Raw genomic sequence first — 21482 nt, 5'->3', positions numbered from 1 at the left:
GTGGCACATCTCGTGAAATGCCGTGCATGGCGGCGGGTGGCCGGCCGGTCAGGCGGGGGCGACCGTGATCGGGACGCCGTTGAAGACGGCGTTGCCCGACAGGGCGTCCACGAGCGACTCGTCGGTCAGGGCGTTGGCGTTGACCCCGGGGTGAGCGGCGGCCACCCGCTGGCTGCTGCCCTGGTGTCCCCAGCCGTGCGGCAGGCTGACCACGCCGGGCATGACCTGGTCCGTCGCCTCCACGGGCACCGTGAGCTCGCCCGCGGCCGAGCGGACGACCGCGGTCTCGCCCAGGCCCAGCCGGGCGACGTCGGCGGGGTTGACGTGCAGCACGCACCGGTTGCTGCCGCCGACCAGGCTCGGGGTGTTGTGCAGCCAGCTGTTGTTGGAGCGCAGCTGGCGGCGGCCGATCAGCAGGAACTCCGGCTGCGGCCCGGCGAAGCGCGCACGCAGCCGCTCCAGGTCCGCCACGATCTTGGGCGGGGTCAGCTCGACCCGGCCGGAGGGGGTGATGAGCAGTTCCTTCAGCCGCGGCTCCAGCGGCCCCAGGTCGATGCCGTGCGGGTTGGCGCGCAGCGTGGCCAGGGACAGGTCGTAGGGCCCGAGTTTGAGCATCGCGTCGAGCAGCAGCTCGGGACCGCTGTCGCCGTCCAGCCCGGCCCGCAGCTCGGCCACGTCCTGGCCGGCGTACGGGGAGTCCTGCGCCTCGGTGGCGCCCCGCAGGATCTGTTCGAGGATCATGTCGTCGAGCCCCGCCGGGTCGGCGTCCGGGCCCTGGCCCGCCAGGATGAGCGTGAGCCTGGCCAGGATCTCCGCCTCGGAGAGCTGCCCCGGCTCCAGCGGCAGGATCTGCGGCGAGAACCTGGTGTAGTTGCGCACGGTGACGATGAGCAGCAGGAAGTCGTAGTGCGGCATCTGCGTGATGCGCGGCGGCGGCAGGATGACGTCCGCGTGCTTCGTCGTCTCGTTCAGGTACGGGTCCACGCACACCATGAAGTCCAGCCCCGGCAGCGCCCGGTCCAGCCGCGGCCCGTTCGGCGCTGACAGCACCAGGTTGCCCGCGATCGACACCAGCGCCCTGACCTGGCCCGTCCCGGGGGTCTCGATCTCGTCGGCCAGTGTCGCGACGGGCACCTCGCCGAGGACCTCGGGCAGGCCGCGGACGCGGCTGTGCCAGCGCCCGGTGTCGAACGGCTGCCCGGTACGGAAGATCTCCAGTGCCGCAGTCCTGGTGAACATCACGCCGCCGGGCCGGTCGAAGTTGCCGGTCAGGATGTTGACCACGTCGACCAGCCACTGCGTCAGCGTGCCGAACTCGGCCGTCGAGGTGCCGATGCGCGTGTAGACGGCCGCCGTGGGCGCCGCCGCCAGCTCGCGGGCCAGGCGCGCGACCCGCTCCGCCGGGACCCCGCACACGCGCTCCACCTCGTCCGGGGTGAACTCGGCGGCCAGTTCGCGCAGCTCGTCCAGGCCGTTCACGTCCAGGTCGATCGCGGTGAGCTCCTCGGCGAGCAGCGTGTTGACGATGCCGAACAGCAGGTAGGCGTCGGTGCCCGGCCTGACGAACAGGTGCTCGTCGGCGAAGGCGGCCGTACGGGTGCGGCGCGGATCGACGACCACGACCTTGCCCCCGCGCTCGCGCAGCGCCTTGAGCCTGGCGGGGAAGTCGGGGGCGGCGCAGAGCGAGCCGTGCGACTCCAGCGGGTTGGCGCCGATGACCAGCAGGTAGTCGGTGCGGTCCACGTCGGGCACGGCGATGGCGAACGGGTCGCCGAACATGAAGCCCGTCGAGACATGCTTGGGCATCTGGTCGATCGTGCTGGCCGAGTAGGTGTTCTTGCTGCTCAGCGTCTGCGTGATCGCCTCGCGGTACATGAACCCGGCCATCGTGTGGTAGGTCGGGTTGCCGAAGTACACGGCGACCGCGTCCCTGCCGTAGGTCTCGGCCACCCTCGTGAGTCCCCGGTCCACCGCCTGGAAGGCCTCCTCCCAGGTGACCTCGCGCCAGCGCTCGCCCTCGCGGACCAGCGGGCGGCGCAGCCGGTCGGGGTCCTCGTCCAGCCGGCCCAGGCTCGCGCCCTTGGGGCAGATGTACCCCTTGGAGAAGGGGTCCTCCGCGTCCCCCTTCACCGAGGTCACGCGTCCCGCGTCGGACAGGGTGAGTCGCAGGCCGCAGACGGCGTCGCAGATCGGGCAGGTCCGGTACGCGGTTCTCATGATGCTCCCTGACGGTCGGCCTCAGAGCTCATCATGGCTTCGGGGCGTGACCGGCGGACCTTTGAGAGTGCGCTTGTGGGTCCGGCGTCGCGGGCGGGCGGAGCGCCCCCGCAATCGAGAAGATGCGCCGGGCGGCGGGCCGCAAGAGGATACCCGCAGGAGCACCCCGGACATCGGACGAACGGTGCCGTACTCCCATTCCCGAGCTCTCTTTCCGCAGTTAGGGGCCGTCCATGACCATCACACCGCCGCGCTCGGGTGAACTGCCGGAATTCCCCATCCCGCGTCCGTCGGAGTGCCCGTACCGGCCGTCGTCGGATCACGTCGACCTGCGCGACGAGGGGCCGATGACGAAGGTCAGGCTCTACAACGGTCGTACGCCGTGGCTGGTGACCGGTGCGGCGCAGGCGCGTGCCGTGCTCTCCGACTACCGCAGGGTGTCCATCCGCCCGTACCACGGGAACTACCCGCTGCTCAACGAGGAGTTCGAGAAGGTCGTCGACAGCGGGTACGCCGACGTGCTGTTCGGCGTGGACCCGCCGGAGCACACCAAGCAACGCCAGATGATCATGCCGCGGTTCTCCCTGCGTCAGACCGCCAAGCTGCGCGACGACATCCAGCGCATCGTGGACGAGAAGCTGGACGACATGATGCGCCAGGGGCCGCCGGCCGACCTGGTCACGCTGTTCGCCCAGCCGGTGCCGTCGATGGTGATGAGCCTGCTGCTCGGCGTGCCGTACGAGGAGAACGAGGAGTTCGAGACGCCGGCCCGCAAGCTGTTCGTGCCGGAGCTGGCCGAGGAGGCCACGGCGGAGCTGGGCGTCTACCTCGACGGGCTGATCCAGCGGAAAGAGGAGAACCCGGGCGCGGGCCTGACCGGGCTGATCGACGACCTGATCGTGGGCCAGCTGCACAAGGGCACGATCACCCGGGACGAGCTGGTCCACATCGCGATGGCGATGCTGGTCGCGGGCACCGACACCACCACGAACGTGATCTCGCTGGGCACGCTGGCGCTGCTGGACACCCCGGGCCAGTGGGAGGCACTGCGCGACGACCCCGATCTGGTCGGCGGCGCGGTGGAGGAGATCCTGCGCTACGTGTCCCTGGTGGAGGCGTTCGCCCGGGTCGCGACCGACGACATCGACCTCGACGGAGGCGAGATCAAGGCGGGCGAGGGCATTCTCATCAGCTGCGCCGGGGTCAACTTCGACCCGGCGCTGGTGTCCGACCCCGACGTCTTCGACATCCGCCGGCCGCCGCGCCCCAGCTTCTCCTTCAGCCACGGCATCCACCGGTGCCCGGGTGACAACCTGGCCCGGCTGGAGCTGGAGGTGTCGTTCCGGACGATGGCCGAGCGCATGCCCGGCCTGCGGCCCGCCGTACCCACGGAGCAGTTGCGGAGCAACAACAACGACGGAACCCTGCAGCGGCTCTTCGAGTTCCCGGTGGTCTGGTAGCGGGCCGCCCGCTCGTTTACGGAGAAAGGGAGCAGCATGCCACAGCTCTACGGTGTCGCCTACGACACCGGTACGAACTTCGCGACCGGTCAGGGTTCGCTGTCGCGCACGGCGTGGAGCACCGACGCCATGCTCTCGGAGATCAGCCTGATCAGCGACCAGCTCAACGCCAACTCGGTCACCGTCTACGGCAGTGACCTGGACCGGCTGGCCGCGACGGCCACCGCGGCGGTCGAGCGTGACCTGCACGTCTGGCTCCAGCCGCGGCTGGTGGACCGGCCGCAGCAGGAGATCCTGGACCACCTCGCCGAGGCCGCGCGCCTGGCCGAGTCGCTGCGCCGGCAGGGCGCCGACATCAACCTGACCGTCGGCGCGGCGCACCTGATCTTCACCCCGGACATCGCCCCGGGCGACGTGTACCACGAGCGCATGGCCAACGTGTACGCCGACGCCGAGCACCGCCTGCTCACCCCCACCGCGCGCGTGGACATGGCGGAGGCGACGCCCCGGCTCAACGAGTTCCTGGGCAAGGCCGCCTCGGTCGTCCGCGGCCTCTTCAACGACAAGATCAGCTACTCCGCCGCGCTGTTCGAGGACGTCGACTGGGAGCCGTTCGACTACGTCGGCCTGATGTACCAGTACCTGCGCGCCCCTCTCAGCAGGCAGGGGCACCTGGACCTGGTGGGCGGCTACCGCCGGTGGAACAAGCCGATCCTGATCGCCGAGTTCGGGACCGCGACCTACCAGGGCGCCGAGGACAAGGCGTTCTTCTTCTGGGACATCGTGGACCGCGGCCAGGACGTGCCCGTGATCGTCGACGGCTACGCACGCGACGAGAGCGCCCAGGCCGCCTACCACCTGAAGATGTTCGACACCTTCGAGGAGGCCGGTGTCCACGGCGTGGCCGTGTCCGAGCTCATCCACCCCACCCACCCGCACTCGGACGACCCCCGCCTCGACCTGGACACGGCGAGCATGTGCATCGTCAAGACCATCCGCGACGACTTCTCCGACCCGGCCTCCGACTACCGGTGGGAGCCGAAGGAGTCCTTCCACGCGATCGCCGACTACTACGCCCACGTCGGGTTCCAAGCGGTCGTGCGCAGATAGCTGCCATTCCGAGCTGGATCAGAGGTTGCCATGACCATCACAGCAGGGACGTCTCCGGCGAAGGACTCCTCGGATCTGCCCGGGTATCCCCTTGCCCGGGAGTGCCCGTACCGGCCTTCCTCCGGCATGGCCGGACTCCGCGCGGGCGGCCCGATCACCAAGGTCCGCCTGTACGACGGCCGTACGGCATGGCTGGTGACCGGGCCCGAGGAGGCGCGGCTGCTGCTGGCCGACAAGAGGATGTCCAGCCTCGCCCACTATCCGAACTATCCGGTGCTGGACGAGCGGCACCTGCACATGCGGGCCACCCGCGAGATGGCCAGGGAGGAAGAGGGCGGCTTCGCCGGCGCGCTGTTCGGCGTGGACCCGCCCGAGCACACGCGGCAGCGCCGCATGCTGCTGCCGCACTTCACCACCCGCCGCGTGGCCGCCCACCGGGCGGAGATCCAGCGCATCGTGGACGGCCGCCTGGACGTGCTGCTGCAGCAGGGGCCGCCCGCGGACCTGCTGTTCGACTTCGCCGTGCCGGTGCCGATGATGGTGATCTGCGCCTTCCTCGGCGTCCCGTACGAGGACCGCGGGCGGTTCGAGGGGCCCGCCAGGGACCTGTTCGACACCGAGCGCGCCGGCCAGGCCATGGAGGAGCTCAACGGCTACCTGGAGCGCCTGATCGAGAGCAAGAGCGGCGAGCCCGGCGACGGCCTGCTCGACGACCTGATCGCGGGCCCGGTGCGGGCGGGCGAGCTCAGCCTGGAGGAGCTGGTCCAGTTCGCCTCCGCCATCCTGATCGCCGGCACCGTCACCTCGACCAGCACCATCGCGCTCGGCACGCTGGCGCTGCTGAGCACGCCCGGCCAGTACGCCGCCCTGAGCCAGGACCCCGAGCTGGTCCCCGGCGCGGTGGAGGAGATCCTGCGGCACGTGTCCCTGGTGGAGTCGCTCTCCCGGGTCGCGACCGACGACGTGGAGGTCGGCGGCACCCTGATCAAGGCGGGCGACGGCATCCTCGTCAGCTTCTCCGGCGCCAACCTCGACCCCAGCGTGACCTCGCACCCCGGCGAGCTGGACATCACCCGGCCGCCGGCGAACCATCTCGCCTTCAGCTACGGAATCCATCACTGCATGGGGCACAATCTGGCCCGCCTGGAGCTGGGGATCGCATTCCGCACCCTGGTCGAGCGCATTCCCACGCTGGCGCCGGTGGTGCCGCCCAGCCAGATTCCCTGGTACTTCGATTTCACCGTACCGCGCCTATTGTCGTTCCCGGTCACCTGGTAACGCGAGCGGGCAGCAATTCACGTATTTTCCTGGAGAGGAAAGGCTTCGTGACCATCACCTCGGTTCGCCCGTCGACGTCCACCGAACTGGAAGACCTGGACCGGCGGCACATCATTCACCCCCTGCAGTCGGCGGCCATCTCCGACCGCGTCGTGATCGTCCGCGGCAAGGGCAGCACGGTCTGGGACGCCGACGGCAACGAACTGCTCGACGCGACCGGCGGCGGGCTGTGGCACTCCCATGTCGGGCACGGCCGGCGCGAGCTCGCCGAGGCCGCGGCCCAGCAGATGGAGCGGCTGGAGTACTTCACCAGCTACCAGGAGTTCGGCAACGACAGGACCGTCGAGCTGGCGGTCCGCCTGGCCGGGCTCTCACCCGGCGACCTCAACAAGGTCTTCTTCACCAGCGGCGGCTCGGAGAGCGTCGAGACCGCCATCAAGGCGGCGCGGCTCTATCACGCCAGGCGGGACGAGCCCGACCGCACCTGGATCATCTCCCGCTACTACGGCTACCACGGCGCCAACTACGGCTCGGGCACCCTGACCGGCTTCCCGCCCATGCAGCTCGGCGTCGGCCCGAACCTGCCGCACGTGGAGAAGGTCTCCCCGCCCTACCTCTACCGCGCGGCGGAGATGTACGGCGACAAGGACCCCACCGACTTCCTGATCGACGAGCTGGAGCAGACCATCCAGCGGCTCGGCCCCGGCAACGTGGCCGCCATGATCGGCGAGCCGGTCATGGGCGGCGGCGGCGTGCTCACGCCGCCGGCGGACTACTGGCCGCGGGTGCGCCAGGTGCTCGACCGGCACGGCATCCTGCTGATCGCCGACGAGGTCATCACCGCGTTCGGCCGCACCGGCGCCTGGTTCGACTCGGCGCGGCGCCTGATGGAGCCGGACATCATCACCACGGCCAAGGGCATCACCAGCGGCTACTTCTCCTTCGGCGCGGTGCTGCTGCGTGACGGCATCGGCGACACGATCATCCAGGACATGGGGTTCTTCCACGGCTACACCTTCTCCGGCCATCCGGTCGGCGCCGCGGTGGCCCTGGCCAACCTCGACATCATGGAGCGGGAGGACCTGCCGGGCAACGCGCTGGCCATCGGCGAGTGGTTCAAGGCCGGGCTCGCGCCGCTGGCCGACGTCCCCACCGTGGGCGACGTGCGCGTCGAGGGCGCGGCGGCCGCCATCGAGATGGTGACCGACCGCGGCACGCGCGAGCCGATGGCGTTCCCCGACGTGTTCGGGCTGACCGCCCGGATCCGTGCCGAGTACGGCGTGATCTCCCGCCCGTACGCGCACAACATCATCCTGTCTCCCCCGCTGGTCATGAACGAGGAGGAAGTGCGTCGGACGAGCACCGCGATCGTCGAGGTGCTGTCCCGCGCCGCCCGCGGCGCGTAACCCACCACTTACCCGAAAAGGGCACCTCAGGGCGTCGTCGAACGCCCGGGGTGCCCTTTTCGCGTGCCGAATCGATATTGCGCACGCGACAGGAAGCGGGTGAGCGCGTGCAGCTTCCTGACGCCGACATTTCTGTTTCCCGGGCGCCGGAATACGCACCATCGAATTGACGGAAGCGAATTCCCACCCGAGGAACGGCGATGAATCAGACCGACACGTACGACCTGCGCGACCCCGACTTCCTGGCGCTCGGCATGGGCGCCACGAACATGGTGGCCATGCTCTGGACCGTGGCGATGGGCCGCCGTGCCGTGGGCGTGGACATGCGCGGCGATCCCTCGCTCGGCGTGCACTGGAACGTACGCGAGGAGCTCTACCACCACCTCGGCCTCATCGACCGGCTGATGCTGGAGCGTTATGGCGAGGAAGGGCTGCCACGCCGCGGCAACGGGACCCTCTTCCGCCTCTCCGACAGCCTCTACCGGCCCGACTGGCCCGCGGGACCGGTCGCGACGGACGAGCTGGTCTGCGGCTTCACCGACACCCGTATCGGCGGTCTCATCCACCACACGGAGTTCATCGACGACCGGTGGCGCGACGGCGCTCCCCACCGGCAGATCACCCTGCTGGACGCGCCCAGGCCGCCGGACGGGCCGGATCCCGGCCGGGTGGAGCGGGACATGGTCGAGGTGCTCGACAGCCCCTCCACGTTCCAGACCGGCGCGTTCCAGCTGCTGATGCTACTGCGCCGGTACCTGGAGCTGATCGAGGAGCAGGACCTGGCCAGGGGTGTGGAGCCGCGGGTCCGTCTGTTCACCAACCACCGGGTCGTCGAGGACGGGTTCGTCGAGCTTCCCGACGGCCGCAGGCAGGTGCTCATCGAGGAACTGCGCGAACTGGACTTCAGGGGGAAGTTCCACCGCGTCCGCGCGCCGGGCACGGGGCTCATCGACCTCGGCGTGCCCAAGCTGTTCATGATCGCCCAAGGATTCACCAGCGCCGACGCCGACCGGCTCGGATTCAGACAGGAGGACGTATGCGTCGACCACAACGACGGAAAGGGGCCGGTGGTGGCCCAGGCAGACTACCTGGCCGGGCTGCTGGGGGTGCTCGTCGACGGCCGCCTGCGCCGGCGGATCGCCTCGGAGTTCGACGAGGAGGGCAACGAGTACTGGGTACGGCAGATCGCGGTCGGTCACGAAGGCGACCCGGCCGTGGGCTGGGTGCTGGTCCAGGTGCCTGACTTCAAGGTCTTCGACCCGATCGAGACCGGCCTGGTGCCGCCCGGCACCGACCGGGACTCGGTGGAGTACTACGCCGCCTACCGGCACATGCTGCGCGACTACTACCTGGAGCAGACCGCCGCGATCCTGGAGATGCCCAAGGAGCAGCTGGCGCGGGTCGCGATGACGTACGGGCCGAAGCTGTTCAGCCTGGTCGAACGGGTCGGCAAGGACGCGCTGGTGGCCCCCAACGGGGTGGTGGGCGGTGACTCGTTCGGCAACGGGCACTTCATGACCAGCGGTGGCGCCATGACGGGCATGATCGGGCACGCCCACCGCGTGCTGCGCTACTGGGAGGCCACGGACGCGGGTGTCGGCCACGACGCCGCCATCAGGAGTCTCGCGGACGGCATCCGGGCGGACACGCACAGCTGGCTGCAGGTCAGCGCCACCGAGTTCAGCCAGGCGCTGCCGATCAACTTCGGCGCCGAACGGATCGAGGAGATCGTCGCCACGAGCGGCGCCGACACCACGGCGCGGGCCACCACCATCGAGTCCAGCCGCAGGCTGCGGCACTCCCTCATCCCGCTGGACCCCTCCGACTGGCTGCGGCCGGTGCTCACCGCCGGCCGGATGCACGCCATGGACCTGCCGCCGCTGGCGCGGACCCACCCGGCCGCGCGGACCGAGGCTCAGGGCGGAGGTGACGGCGTTGCCGTTCGCTGAGCGCGTGCATCCGCTGGAGCCTGACCGGGCCGAGCTGGCGGCGATGATGTCCTCAGCCACCACGTTCGTGTCCGACTTCATCGGCTCGCTCGACACGGCCCCGGCCTCCGACGCGACGGTCCCCGAGGGCATGCTGGCGGACCTGCTCGCACCGCCGGGCGAGCAGCCCGGCGACTTCGACCGGCTGCTCGCCACGTTCGGCGAGGCCGCCGCGCGGGCGGTGGAGACCGCGGGTCCCGGCTGCTACGCGTACTTCCCCGGCGGCGGGCTGTTCGCCTCGGCGGTGGCCGAGCTGCTCTCGGCCACCGTCAACCGGTACACCGGGTCGGGCGCCATGGCGCCCGCGCTCGTGGCCATGGAGCACGGGGTGATCCGGTGGCTGGCCGGCGTGTTCGGGCTGCCGGCCACGGCCGGCGGCCTGCTCACGACCGGCGCGTCCACCGGCACCCTGTCCGCGCTCCTGGCCGCGCGCCAGGAGGTGCTCGGCGGGCCGCCGAACACCGGGACCATCTACGTCACCGAGCACACCCACCACAGCGTGGCCAAGGCCGCGCGAATCGCCGGCTTCTCGCCCGGCCAGGTGCGCGTCGTGCCCGCCGACGCCGGGCTGCGGATGGATCCCGGCGCGGCGGAGGAGCTGCTCGTCGCCGACCGCGCCCGGGGCCGCCGGCCGTTCCTCCTGGTCGGTACGGCGGGCACGACCAGCACGGGCACCATCGACCCGCTGCCCGACCTGGCCGGCATCGCCCGGCGGCACGGCGTGTGGTTCCACGTGGACGCCGCGTACGGCGGGGCCTTCCAGCTGACGGAGCGGGGCAGGGCCAAGCTGACCGGTGTCGAACAGGCCGACTCGATCGCCCTCGACCCGCACAAGTCGCTGTTCCTGCCCTACAGCACGGGCGTCCTGCTGGTGCGCGACGTGCGGAAGCTGGCGGCGGCGCAGGAGGCCGACGCCGACTATCTGCAGGACCTGCACCTGGACTCCCGGCTGCCCAACTTCGCCGATCTGGGCACGGAGATGAGCCGTCCCTTCCGGGGCCTGCGGTTGTGGCTCCCCCTGCACCTGTACGGCGTCGAGGCCTTCCGCGCGACGCTGGACGAGAAGCTGGACCTCGCGGAAGTGGCACACCGGTCACTCCAGGACATCCCGTCGTTCGAGCAGCTGACCCCGGACCTGACGGTGCTCAACTTCCGCACCGCCGGCGGCGACGCGGTGAACCAGCGGCTGCTGGACACCATCAACGCCAGCGGCCGCGTGGCCCTGACCAGCGTGCGCGTCCGCGACCGGTTCATGCTGCGGATGTGCGTGCTCAACCACCGCACGCACCGGGCGCATCTCGACGAGGCGCTGCGGATCGTGCGCCAGGCGAGCTGGTCGGTCACGCGCGGGGCAGGGCATCGACGACCCGTGGCTCAGCGCTTGCGCCACAGGGACACGTCGGCGCTGAAGTACTCGAAGTGACGCCGATGGTCACGCAGCACGCCGGGCTCGTCGGACTCGGCCACCAGGTCGAAGGCCGCTCCCAGGATGCGCCTGATCTCGTACTCGCTGGTCGGGACCAGGGAGCGGGCCCCCAGCCACATCTCCGGCGCGGTGTAGGCCGGCTGCCACGACCACGGGCTGGCCACCAGCAGCAGGCCGCCCGGGGCCAGCAGCCGGTCGGAGTCGGTGAACTGCCGCAGGCAGGCCCGCGGGTCGGCGACCCGGTCGAGCAGGTTGGCCAGGATGACGGCGTCGAAGCCGCCCAGGTCCTCGGGCAGGGCCGTGGCGTCCGCGACGACGAACTCGACGCGGGCGCCGTCGGCCAGCTTCGGGGCGCGGGCGTGCAGCCGGGTGCGGACCTCGCCCTGGTCGACCCGCTCGTACGGGACCGCCTGGCCGAGCGCCAGCTTGCGGGCGGTCTCGATGAACAGCGAGCTGAGATCGGCGCCCACGACGCTGCGCACCCCGGCGGAGGCCCCTTCGGCGGCCAGCGTGAAGCTGGAGCCGCCGACGGCGCATCCGGCGTCCAGGACCCGTTCCAGGGAGCCGCCGAGCCGCTCGGCCGTCCGCATGAGCAGCTGCGCCAGCCGGCGCGGGTAGGCGTGCGCGATGGCCAGCAGCCGGTCCTCGCTCCCGAAGGTCTCCTGGACGGTCGCGAAGTGCAGCATCAGGTAGCGGTCGAGCATCTCCTTGGTGCTGTACTGGTTGACCGGCTCGTCGTCGGCGGCGGCCGGCTCGGGCGCGCTGATCAGCCGGATCCCGGACTGCTGCAGGAAGTGCGGCCGGAAGTGGAACCGGGCCCAGATGCTGGCCTCGTCACCGGTGCTGATGAACGACCCGCCGAGGATCATCTGGTGCAGCCCGTCGAAGCACGGCGTGCTGAAGTCCTCGTAGTACGGGTGGACGACGAAGCCCTCCAGCGGGTTGAAGGTGTCCTCGCACCACTGCCACAGGTTGCCGGCGCTGTCGTGCACCCCGTGGCCGGTCGCGGGCGAGAGGTCCACCGGGGTCTCCGAGCCGAACGCGAGGTTGAGGTTGACGCCCTGCGCCCGCAGCGCCGCCCCGCTCTGCCGCATGACCGGGTCGTCCTCGACCGCCGGGCTGTCGGGCAGCGCGCGCATGACCATGAACTCGCCCTCACTGGGCAGCCGGTAGTCACGTCCGTCCAGCTCCGAGCGCCAGGAGCAGTAGGCCTTGGCCTCGTGGTAGTTGACGCAGACGGGCCAGTCCCACGGCATGTCGATCTCGTCGAACGTCGTACGGAGGCGATAACGGTGCAACCCGCTCGGCCCGTCGGGCACCCAGAACTGCGGCCACTTGGCGTTGCGGAAGGAGCGCCAGCCCCAGCCCTCCTCCGTCCACAGCTCGGGACGGCGGTAGCCGCCATCGACGACGAACCGGTGGTACTCGCCGTTGCTCACCAGATAGCGGGAGGCGTCGAAGCCCGCGACGTCCAGCTCGCGCGTGCCGTACTCGTTGTCCCAGCCGAAGGAGGGCCACGACCAGGGCTTGCCGAGCCGTACCTGTCGGCCGGGGACGGCGACCATGTGGTTGGCGGGGACCGAGTCGGGGGTCGGCTTGCCGCCGGCGCCGGTGCGCCGCATCGGCGCGGGGGCCGGCCAGGCGGCGGGCTGCCGCACGAGCCGGACCGGCAGCTCCCGGATCAGCATGGAGCTGGTCTCCAGGTGGATGCGGTCATGCTCGAAGGCGAGGACCAGGGCCCAGGCGGGGTCGTTCATGGTGACCGGCCGACCCAGGTCGGGCGCGAACGGCGTGGCCTCGATGATGCCGCGCACCAGCCGGTAGACCTCGGCCCGGTAGGCGTGGACCTCGCTGACCGACGGCCAGATCATGTCGTTCTTGGACAGGTCATCCCAGGACATCTCGTCGACGCCGGTTTCCAGGATCTGCTCCAGGTAGGCGTTGACCGGGTCGTCGAGCAGCCCGCTCACCCGGAGCTTGTTGACGTAGAGCGCGGCCGGGTGGCCGTAGTAGAAGATCATGGGGTGGCGCAGGTTGTGCGCCGGCGGGCGGTAGAACGCCTCCGCCGTCTGCAGGCCCGCGAACAGCACCTCGGTGAGGGTCCAGCTGTTGTCGAAGTAGTCGAGCACCGCGGCTCGGTCGCACACGTCCAGGTCGGGCAGCGGCAGCGAAGTGATCTGGCCGTCTTCTCCGACGCCCGGGCACACACCGGGCTCAGGGCTCTTGCCAGTGAACCACCACGGGTCCCGGGGGCCGACCAGCCCCTTGTCCGAGTGGGCAGTGAGGTTACGTTTCCACTCCTCTGCCACGGTTATGGTCATCGTTGTCACCTCTTCGCACGAGGGGAGAAGCACGAGCTTCTCGTAGGATTCCAAGGCTCACGATCGACCGGCATCTCGCATGTTGCTGATCGTCACAGCGCAGCCTGGAAGGTGGCCGCGGCCGGTGCGGGTCTCATGCTTGGAGAGATCGTCGATAGGGGCATGCGATGACGACACTCGCCTTGGACATGATCGATGACGCGGTGGAGCGCCTGCGGGACTGGCAGGGCGCGTTGCGCGAGCAGTTCCCGATCATCGCCAGCAATCCGCACCTGGCCTACCTGGACAGCGCGGCCACCACACAGAAGCCCCAGGCGGTGCTCGACACCGTCACGCACTACCTGACGACCTCGAACGCCAACACCGGCCGAGGCGGTTACCCCTGGGCGAACAGCACCACGGTCCGGCTGGAGCAGGCGGCGGAGCTGGTCAAGGGGTTCCTCGGCGACCCGCGTCCGGAGAGCTCCACCGTGGAGTTCGTCAGCGGCGCCAGTCAGGGTCTGCGTGCGGTGGCGATGGACTGGCTGGCGGACCGGCTCGCGGACGGCGATGAGATCATCGTGCCGTTCGCCGACCACAAGGCGAACCTGGAGCCCTGGCTGGAGGTCCGCGGCCGGTTGCTGCGGCGGGGCACCAGGATCACCGTCCATCCGCTGCCGGTCGAGGAGGAGTCGGGGGACTACGACTACGACGCCCTGGCGGCGCTGGTCAACGACAGGACCAGGTTCGCCGCCGTGACCCACGTGCACCACGTGTACGGCGGGGACATGGGCGTCGCCCGCATCCGCTCGATCCTCGGCCCGGACATCCCGATCTGCCTGGACGCCGCGCAGAGCGCGGGGCGCATGCCGCTGTCGATGGCGGAGCTCGACGTGGACTTCGCGGTCTTCTCCGGCCACAAGACGATGGCGCTGCCCGGCGTCGGCGCGGTGTGGGCACGCAACCGGCGCGGCCCCGAGTTCGTGGCGGGCGGCTGGCGCGGCACGCCGAACACCACCGGCATCGTCAGCCTGGAGGCGGCTCTGAACTGGCTGAGCGCAGCCGGCCTGCCGGACGTCCACAGGTGGACCGTGATGCTGGCGGCCCGCCTGGCGGGCCGGCTGGCCGAGCTGGGCGACGTCGAGCTGCTGGGCTGCCGGCAGTGCCCGCGCGAGAACATCGTCACCTTCCGGCACCGCCGGCTGCACGCGGGCGAGCTGGGCTCCATCCTGGCCGCCAACGGCATCATGGTGCGCGCTGACGAGCAGCTCCACCCCTCCCCCGGCGGGGCCGTACGGGTGAGTCTGCACATCTACAACACCCCGGAAGAGGTCGAACGCCTGGTGGCGGTCCTCGGCCGGACGTAGCCGAAAAAAAGGGGGCCCTGGCAGTAAGCGGCCGGACGAGGTCAGTTTGCTGCCGCCGGATCCCCTGGTCCGCGGGTGGCGCGGGATCCAGAGTCGATCGCGTAAGAGTCAATCGAGCGCGCTCGAGGGGATGCCAGAGATGACGGAGTCCGCCCACCCGAAGAGGAACCCGCGCGGGACGCTGATGATGGTCGACGTCTACGCGCCGACGATGCGGCTGGCCCGGCGCTTCACCGACGCCGGATACGACGTGGTCAGGGTGCAGAGCACCCCGCAGGTCCCGCCCACCTACCGGGCGGGCATCAGCCGGGACCCGATCGCCGAGACCATCGTCCACTACGGCGACTTCGAGCGGACCCGGGAGGCGGTCGCCAAGCACGAGCCCGTCGCGGTCATCACGGGCGGGGAGCTCGGCGTCGAGCTGGCCGACCGGCTCAGCGAGTCGCTCGGCCTGGTCACCAACGGCACCGTGCACAGCCGGGCCCGCCGGGACAAGTTCGCCCAGGCGGAGACGGTCCGGGCCGCCGGCCTGCGCGCCCCCCGGCAGCTGCTCGTCACCGACGAGAACGAGCTGGCCGTCTGGCACCACCAGACCGGCGGCCGGGTGGTGATCAAGCCGATCCGCAGCCTGGCCAACGACGGCGTGACGTTCTGCGACACCCCTCAGCAGTCGGTCGCCGCCTACCGCAGGCTCGCCCGCGCCCTCAACGCCTTCGGCATCCGCAACGAGGGCGTGGTGGCCCAGGAATACCTGACCGGCACCGAGTACGCGGTGGACACCGTCAGCTGCTCGGGCCGCCACCGGATCACCGACGTCTGGAGGTACGACAAGCTGTCGGTGAACGGGGTCGTCGACCGGATGAGCGGCTGCACGATCATTCCGGCCGAGGGCCTGATCTACAGCTGGCTCGTCGGTTACGCGGGCGCGGTGCTCGACGCGCTCGGCGTCAGGTACGGGCCCGCCCACCTGGAGATCATGCTGACGCCCGACGGGCCGTGCCTGGTCGAGGCCGGGATCCGGCTCGCCGGTGCCGACATGCCGTACTACACGTGCCTGGCGACGGGCGAGTCGCAGATCGGCTGGACCCTGGACGCCTACACCGCCCCCGAGCGGTTCCTGGCCGAGTACCGCCGGCCGTACCGGATCAAGCAGCACGTCGCGATGGCGTTCCCCACCTCTCCCGTGGAGGGGGTGCTGCGGTCCTATCCCGGGCTGGAGCACGTGCGCCGGCTGGAGAGCTTCCACGACGTGCGCATGCACGTCCAGCCGGGCGAGTTCCTGGCCAAGACGATCGACAACGACACCGAGCCGCTGATCATCGGGCTGCGGCACCCGGTGGCCGAGGTGGTCGCCCGCGACCTGGCCTCGGTCAACTACCTCGACGGACCCGCGTTCTACGAGGTGGCCCGGTGAACGGCCGCCCGCACGTCGTGGTGATCAACCGCTGGCAGGCCCGGTACGCCGAGTACGAGCGCTACCTCGACCACGACCGCAACGCGGTCACCTACGTCACCACCAGGGTCGGCGCCGGCCCGGTGCCGGACGGCGCGGCCGAGGTCGTCGTCGTGGAGGCCACCGACGACCTGGCGACGGTGGCGGCCGAGGTCGGGCGGCTGGCCCGCAGGCACGGCGCGCCGGCCGGGGTGGTGGCACTCAAGGAGGACGACCTGCTGGTCGCCGCCGCGCTGCGGGAGGAATGGGGCTGTCCGGGGCCCACCAGGGCGGAGCTGATCCCCTTCCGCGACAAGCTGGTCATGGCCCGGGCGGTGGCCGCCGCGGGCGTCGCGGTGCCCGCGTTCGCCCCTGCCCCCGACGTGGGAGCCGTGGTGGCGTTCGCCGAGCGGCACGGCTGGCCGGTGGTCGTCAAGCCGCGGGCGGGGGCCGCCAGCGAAGGCGTGGCGGTGGCGTCCGGGCCGGAAGACGTCGAGCTGCCCGCCGACGCGATGGTGCAGGTCTTCGACCCGGGGCGGATCTACCACGTCGACGGGGTGTTCGACGGGACCGGGCTCGCCGTGTGGCGCGCGGCCCGCTATCTCAACACGTGCCTGGCCTTCCGGTCCGGCACCACCCTCGGGGCGGTGCAGGAGGACGACCCCGAGGTGCTGTCCCGCGTCGGCCGGTTCGCCGAGCGGGCGCTGCGGGCGCTGTCCGCCAAGCCGGTCGTGTTCCACCTGGAGCTGTTCGTGGACGCGGAACGCTGCGCGTTCCTGGAGGTCGGCGCCCGGGTGGGCGGCGGGGAGATCCCCTTCCTCTGGCGCGAGGTCCACGGGTACGACCTCATGGAGGCGGCCTTCCGCCTCTCGCTGGGTCAGGATCCGCCGGTCCCGCCCCTGAATCGCGCCGGAGGGCCGGTCGCCGGCGAACTGCTCACGCCCGCTCCCGCCCAGCGGCCCTGCCGCATCGTGGAGGCCACCCCGATGCTCGGCCGGGTGCCCGGGCTCTACGCCGAGGTGCTGCTCCGCCCGGGGGAGGTGCTGCCCGCCGCGGACTCCTACTACGAGCACGTCGGCGGCAGGTTCCGCTTCCGCGGCCCGACCAGCGCCGCCGTCGAGGAGGCGATCATGACCGTGGCACGCGGATTCCGGGTCGGCGCGACCGCCCTGTCCGAGGCGGTGGCCCGATGACCGGCCCGCGGGGACTGATGCGCAACGGGAACTTCACCCGGTTCTGGTTCGGCGAGACGGTCTCGCTCTTCGGCGTGCGGATCACCGCCCTGGCGCTGCCGCTGACCGCGATGCTGGTGCTCGCGGCTGGGCCCGAGGAGCTGGGACTGCTGGGATTCGCCGCCTACCTCCCCTACCTGCTGGTGGCGCTGCCCTTCGGCGTGCTGGTCGACCGGCGGCGCAAGCGCCCCCTGATGATCGGCGCGAACGCGGTCCGCGCGGTGCTCATCGGCCTGGTGCCGGTGCTCGCGGCGCTCGGGCTGCTCACCCTGCCCGCCCTCGTGGCGATCACGCTCGGCATCGGAGCCTGTACGGTGCTGTTCGAGGTCTGCTGGCAGTCCTACATCCCGGTCATCGTCGGCAAGGAGCACCTGGTCGCCGCGAACGGCCGCGTCACCGCCAGCTGGTCCGCCGCCGAGTCCGCGGGTCCCGGCCTCGGAGGGCTGCTGGTCCAGCTGCTCACCGCGCCCTTCGCCCTGATCGCGAACGCGGTGTCGTACGCGGTGTCGGTGGTCTCGCTCTGGTCCATCCGCGCGCCGGAGCCGGTGCCCGAGCCGTCGGGGCGGCACATGGGCAAGGAGATCCTCGACGGGCTCGCCCTCATCGTGCGCCAGCCGTACCTGCGGGTGATCATGGTGAGCGGCGCGGCGTACAACTTCTTCTACGTCTTCCTGGAAGCGCTGTTCGTCCTCTACGCGGTGCGGGTGCTGGGCTTCGGCCCGGGGCTCATCGGCCTCGTGGTGTCCCTGGCCGCGATCGGCGGCGTGCTGGGCGCGGCCGTGGCCGCCACGCTGGTCGGCCGCCTGCCCTTCGGCCTGGTGTTCCTCGCGGCGGAGCTGGTCAGCGCCGGCGGGCCGCTACTGATCCCCGCCGCGTCCGGCCCCACCGTGGTCGCCGCCGTCACCGTGACCGCGGGATTCTTCGTCATGCGGGTGGGGCTGGCCGTCTCGAACACGACCAGCATCAGCCTGCGGCAGACGGTCACCCCGCCGGAGCTGCTCGGGCGGATGAACGCGAGCATGCGGGCGCTCATGTGGGGGCCGCAGACCGTCGGCGCGCTGGTGGGCGGGTTCATCGGCGGGTTCGCGGGGCTGCGGGAGAGCATGTGGATCGCGTCGGCCGGCCTGGTCCTGTCCGTGCTGCCCCTGGCGCTGTCCGGCATCCCCCGGATCCGCCGACTCACCGACGTGGCCCCCGCCCCCGCCCCCGCCCCCGCCGGCAGCCGCACGACAGCTCCGACCGGGCAGCCCACCAGCGCGGCTCCGCCCGAGCAGTTCGCCACGCCGGCGTCGGCGGGGCGGCTCGCGGGCGTGGGTGCGGGCGGGCAGTGAAGCGGCCCGCCGCCCATGGACGCGCCGGTCTCCGGCACGTCCAGGAGCCACGGGCCGTTCCCCCGCCCGATCAACGCGGTCAGTTCGGGCAGGCGTTCGGTGCGGACGGGGCATTTCAGGCGAGGCGATCAGCCGTGGTCATGCCCGCCCTTGGCCGGGGCGATCAGCCGGGGTCGCGTCCGCCGATGGCCGCGAGCCGCTCGTACAGCGGGGCGTCGGGGTCGACCGGCTTCTCGTGGCCGATCTGGTATCCCTCCGACTCGTCCCCCCGGAACTCCGGCCTGAGGTTGTCCCCCGCCCAGGTCAGCGCCAGCTTTCCGAGCTCGGGGTCCAGGTCGGTGGACTGGCCCGTCGCCTTGGCGATGTCCCAGGCGTGCACCGTCAGCTCGGTGATCTGCTGGCCGAGCGCCCAGCTCGGCGGAAAGTCGCCGATCGACAGGTGCTGCGGCCGGTCCAGGGCGCCGGGCTGCCGCCAGACCTCCAGGAGCTCGTCCGCCACGGCGCGGAAGGCGCCTGCCCAGTCGTCGCCGATGACGTCGAGGCCCAGATGCTCACGCTTGCCACCGGCGGTCACCACGGCGAACTGGTGCACCTCGTCGGTCACGTGGTTGACCAGCGCCCGCACATCCCAGGACCGGCACGGGGTGGGCAGTTCCGCCTGATCGGGCCGGACGGCGGCGATGACGGCGCCGACCTGGGCCAGCGCACGTTCGAGCAGGTCAAGGGTGTCGTCCGATGAGGACATGAGTGGTGCCTCCTTAGAAACACTCCGCAGAACAGCGTTGTGCCGGCCGCATTTCCGCGCATCTCCCTGCGTGCGGGACGTGCTTGCACCCGGCCGCCGCATTATCTATCCTCCGGTGCCGACCGCACCGGCGTTTTCGTATTTCCGATGAATTCCCGGTCCCGCCCCGGCGAACTCGCACCCTGAAAGATGCCCGGCCACCCGGGCGATGTGATCCTGCGTATCGAACCGCCCCGCCGTCTTTCAGGGAGGGTGCCCGCGATGCGCAGTCATGCCGGAGACCGTGATGGGATGCCCGGCGGCCCGGCCGGTCACGACGTCCGTGCCCTGCCGCTGACCGGGGTCCGCGGCGGCCACCCACCGGCCGAGCGGGAGACGCTGCTGGAGTTCGCCGGATATCGCCCCCGGCCAGGGGCGTACCGGGGGGTGCGGGGTGACGGCCGGGTGACGTCCGGCTGCCCTGAGAGCGTGCGACGCCGCCGCGAGCGGCTGGCCCGGTCCTCCTCCGCCTGCTGGTGATGGACAGCCGTGTGGGGGGTGCGCGTGCCGGTTCCGCCCGATTCGCGGCACCGATTCAGCCGCAATACGGGAGATGCCGTACCACGGAATTCGATGCGACGATGCGAAAGTCACCCAACTGTATTCACCGGCGTTTATCCGAAGAGTCAGCGCGGAATTCGCGCTAACCGCGGATGCGGCGCAACGCCAGCAGGTCATGCGCCGGCAATACCTGATCCAGAATGCGACTCAAGGAGATGATCGCCACGATGGGTACTCAAGTTGGAGAGCGCGCGGTGGTGCTCGGCGGAAGCATCACGGCGCTTTTCGCCGCCAGCATTCTCTCCAAGAGCTATCGCGAAGTGGTGCTGGTCGACCGCGACAAGCTGATCGGGGTCACCGAGTGGCGCAAGGGCGCTCCGCAGACTCGTCACATCAACGGATTGCTCGCGCGCGGCCACCTGGCGCTGGAGGAGATGTTCCCCGGCATCACCGAGGAAATGATCATCGGCGGGGTCCCGCTGTCGGACCTCTCCGGCACCGTGCGCTGGTACTTCAACGGCAAGCGGCTCAAGCAGGTGCGCTCCGGGCTGACCTGCGTCGCCGCCACCCGGCCGATCATGGAGTACCACGTACGCCGGCGCGTGGAAGCCCTGCCCAATGTGACCTTCAAGGAGCACTACGACATCGTCGGCCTGGTCGCGACCCCCGACCACTCCCGCGTGATCGGCGCCCGGATCCAGAGCAACACCGACGGCACCGGCGAGGAGATCCTCCACGCCGACCTGGTGATCGACGCCACCGGCCGGGGCTCGCGGACCCCGGTCTGGCTGAACTCGCTCGGCTACGGCCCCATCGAGGAGCTGGGCACGAAGGTCGGCCTCGGGTACGCCAGCCGCCACTACAAGCTCGACCCCGCCTCCGACCCGTTCGGCACCGACCACTCGATCAACCCGGTGGCCTCCCCCACCCTCCCCCGGGGAGCGATCTTCACCAAGACCGACAACGGCAAGGTCGAGCTGACCATCTACGGCATCCTGGGCGACCACCCGCCGACGGACCCCGCCGGGTTCAACGCCTTCGCCAAGACCCTGGCCGCGCCGGAGATCTATGAGGCGATCGTCAACTCGGAGCCGCTCGACGACCCGGCGCTCTACCGCTTCCCCACCACCATGTGGCGGCGCTACGACAAGCTCACCCGCTGGCCCGAGGGCTACCTGGTGATGGGCGACGCCGTGTGCACCCCCAACCCGGTCTACGCCCAGGCGCAGACGCTCGCCTCACTGGAGGCGCTGGCCCTGGGCAGGCACCTGGAGGACGGGACCCCGCCCGACCCGCTGGCCTTCCAGCGCGATGTCGCCACCATCATCAAGCCGGCCTGGGAGATGACGACCGCCATCGACCTGAGCTTCCCCGGCGTCAAGGGCCGCCGTACCTGGCTGCTGCGGCTCCAGCACGCCTACATGCGGCGGCTGCAGGATGCGGCGACCCGGGACAGCAGCATCACCGGCGCCTTCATGCGGACGGCCGGACTGGTCGATCCGCCCGAGGCGCTCATGCGGCCCGGCCTGATCTGGCGCGTGCTGCGCAGCTCCAAGGCCAAGCCGGCTCCGGTCAAGCCGGTGCGGCAGAAGTCGCTCGTCCGGTGACGTCCAGCTTGTCGTGACCTGACGGCTTCGGCCGGGGGCGCCG

The 21482-nt window shown here is 70.9% G+C and carries 15 protein-coding genes; 12 read left to right on the top strand and 3 right to left on the bottom strand.

Annotated elements, in window-relative coordinates; all coding sequences use genetic code 11:
- Nucleotides 1–48: 48 nt before the first annotated feature.
- On the bottom strand, nt 49–2217 hold the full coding sequence (locus BLS95_RS11640) for a molybdopterin oxidoreductase family protein (RefSeq protein WP_090930911.1): 2169 nt from the start codon (nt 2215–2217) through the stop codon (nt 49–51).
- Between the two features lie 233 nt (nt 2218–2450).
- Between BLS95_RS11640 and BLS95_RS11635 the strand changes: the two genes are divergently transcribed.
- The 6 genes from BLS95_RS11635 to BLS95_RS11610 all read left to right on the top strand — a co-directional run bounded on the left by BLS95_RS11635 (nt 2451) and on the right by BLS95_RS11610 (nt 10882).
- The gene (locus tag BLS95_RS11635) at nt 2451–3677 is read left to right on the top strand and encodes a cytochrome P450 (protein WP_090930910.1); all 1227 of its coding nucleotides are present in this window, start codon (nt 2451–2453) and stop codon (nt 3675–3677) included.
- Between the two features lie 36 nt (nt 3678–3713).
- The gene (locus BLS95_RS11630) at nt 3714–4787 is read left to right on the top strand and encodes a glycoside hydrolase family 113 protein (RefSeq protein WP_090930909.1); all 1074 of its coding nucleotides are present in this window, start codon (nt 3714–3716) and stop codon (nt 4785–4787) included.
- 30 nt (nt 4788–4817) lie between these two features.
- A complete protein-coding gene (locus BLS95_RS11625) occupies nt 4818–6065 on the top strand; it encodes a cytochrome P450 (RefSeq protein WP_090930908.1) in 1248 nt (415 codons plus the stop codon).
- 47 nt (nt 6066–6112) lie between these two features.
- Entirely contained in the window at nt 6113–7471 is a 1359-nt protein-coding gene (locus BLS95_RS11620) for an aminotransferase family protein (protein WP_090930907.1), read from the top strand.
- A 200-nt stretch (nt 7472–7671) separates the two neighbouring features.
- Complete coding sequence (locus BLS95_RS11615; RefSeq protein ID WP_090930906.1) at nt 7672–9420, top strand: hypothetical protein; 1749 nt, start codon at nt 7672–7674, stop codon at nt 9418–9420.
- Nucleotides 9407–10882, top strand: a complete 1476-nt coding sequence (locus BLS95_RS11610; RefSeq protein WP_218135693.1) for a pyridoxal phosphate-dependent decarboxylase family protein — start codon at nt 9407–9409, stop codon at nt 10880–10882. Before BLS95_RS11615 ends, BLS95_RS11610 begins: the two co-directional genes overlap by 14 nt.
- Here BLS95_RS11610 and ovoA read toward each other — a convergent pair.
- Nucleotides 10834–13206 carry a 5-histidylcysteine sulfoxide synthase gene (gene ovoA / locus BLS95_RS11605; protein WP_090931042.1) on the bottom strand — a complete coding sequence of 791 codons (2373 nt, stop codon included), beginning with the start codon at nt 13204–13206 and terminating at the stop codon, nt 10834–10836. The genes BLS95_RS11610 and ovoA overlap by 49 nt on opposite strands.
- Before the next feature lie 167 nt (nt 13207–13373).
- On the opposite strand from ovoA, the gene BLS95_RS11600 reads away from it, so the two are divergent.
- From BLS95_RS11600 to BLS95_RS11585, 4 genes are all read left to right on the top strand, one after another.
- Nucleotides 13374–14552, top strand: a complete 1179-nt coding sequence (locus tag BLS95_RS11600) for an aminotransferase class V-fold PLP-dependent enzyme (RefSeq protein WP_090930905.1) — start codon at nt 13374–13376, stop codon at nt 14550–14552.
- A gap of 139 nt (nt 14553–14691) precedes the next feature.
- Nucleotides 14692–15966 carry an ATP-grasp domain-containing protein gene (locus BLS95_RS11595; protein ID WP_218135692.1) on the top strand — a complete coding sequence of 425 codons (1275 nt, stop codon included), beginning with the start codon at nt 14692–14694 and terminating at the stop codon, nt 15964–15966.
- A complete protein-coding gene (locus BLS95_RS11590) occupies nt 15963–17177 on the top strand; it encodes an ATP-grasp domain-containing protein (RefSeq protein WP_090930904.1) in 1215 nt (404 codons plus the stop codon). The genes BLS95_RS11595 and BLS95_RS11590 overlap by 4 nt, the downstream gene beginning before the upstream one ends.
- Nucleotides 17174–18547, top strand: coding sequence for an MFS transporter (locus BLS95_RS11585; protein WP_090930903.1), 1374 nt, complete (start codon nt 17174–17176; stop codon nt 18545–18547). Before BLS95_RS11590 ends, BLS95_RS11585 begins: the two co-directional genes overlap by 4 nt.
- Nucleotides 18548–18710: 163 nt before the next feature.
- Here the strand turns inward: BLS95_RS11585 and BLS95_RS11580 are convergent, their stop codons facing one another.
- Nucleotides 18711–19292: a TIGR03086 family metal-binding protein gene (locus tag BLS95_RS11580; protein ID WP_176993135.1), complete on the bottom strand. Its 582-nt coding sequence runs from the start codon at nt 19290–19292 to the stop codon at nt 18711–18713.
- Between the two features lie 261 nt (nt 19293–19553).
- On the opposite strand from BLS95_RS11580, the gene BLS95_RS11575 reads away from it, so the two are divergent.
- Both BLS95_RS11575 and BLS95_RS11570 read left to right on the top strand, forming a co-directional pair.
- Complete coding sequence (locus tag BLS95_RS11575) at nt 19554–19811, top strand: hypothetical protein (protein WP_143043671.1); 258 nt, start codon at nt 19554–19556, stop codon at nt 19809–19811.
- Between the two features lie 248 nt (nt 19812–20059).
- A complete protein-coding gene (locus BLS95_RS11570) occupies nt 20060–21439 on the top strand; it encodes an FAD-dependent oxidoreductase (RefSeq protein WP_090931040.1) in 1380 nt (459 codons plus the stop codon).
- Nucleotides 21440–21482: the final 43 nt, after the last annotated feature.

Source organism: Nonomuraea jiangxiensis, from assembly GCF_900099965.1.
GTDB classification, from domain to species: domain Bacteria; phylum Actinomycetota; class Actinomycetes; order Streptosporangiales; family Streptosporangiaceae; genus Nonomuraea; species Nonomuraea jiangxiensis.
The sequence above is the reverse complement of the archived record's forward strand: the minus strand, read 5'-3'. Positions and strand labels throughout refer to the sequence as shown.

Bases quoted from the DNA above. Each gene is read 5' to 3' on its own strand.
- BLS95_RS11635 (WP_090930910.1), top strand. From the start codon at position 2,451: ATGACCATCACACCGCCGCGCTCGGGTGAACTGCCGGAATTCCCCATC.
- BLS95_RS11600 (WP_090930905.1), top strand. From the start codon at position 13,374: ATGACGACACTCGCCTTGGACATGATCGATGACGCGGTGGAGCGCCTG.
- BLS95_RS11630 (WP_090930909.1), top strand. From the start codon at position 3,714: ATGCCACAGCTCTACGGTGTCGCCTACGACACCGGTACGAACTTCGCG.
- BLS95_RS11570 (WP_090931040.1), top strand. From the start codon at position 20,060: ATGGGTACTCAAGTTGGAGAGCGCGCGGTGGTGCTCGGCGGAAGCATC.
- ovoA (WP_090931042.1), bottom strand. From the start codon at position 13,206: ATGACCATAACCGTGGCAGAGGAGTGGAAACGTAACCTCACTGCCCAC.
- BLS95_RS11640 (WP_090930911.1), bottom strand. From the start codon at position 2,217: ATGAGAACCGCGTACCGGACCTGCCCGATCTGCGACGCCGTCTGCGGC.
- BLS95_RS11580 (WP_176993135.1), bottom strand. From the start codon at position 19,292: ATGTCCTCATCGGACGACACCCTTGACCTGCTCGAACGTGCGCTGGCC.
- BLS95_RS11595 (WP_218135692.1), top strand. From the start codon at position 14,692: ATGACGGAGTCCGCCCACCCGAAGAGGAACCCGCGCGGGACGCTGATG.
- BLS95_RS11585 (WP_090930903.1), top strand. From the start codon at position 17,174: ATGACCGGCCCGCGGGGACTGATGCGCAACGGGAACTTCACCCGGTTC.
- BLS95_RS11575 (WP_143043671.1), top strand. From the start codon at position 19,554: ATGCGCAGTCATGCCGGAGACCGTGATGGGATGCCCGGCGGCCCGGCC.
- BLS95_RS11615 (WP_090930906.1), top strand. From the start codon at position 7,672: ATGAATCAGACCGACACGTACGACCTGCGCGACCCCGACTTCCTGGCG.
- BLS95_RS11625 (WP_090930908.1), top strand. From the start codon at position 4,818: ATGACCATCACAGCAGGGACGTCTCCGGCGAAGGACTCCTCGGATCTG.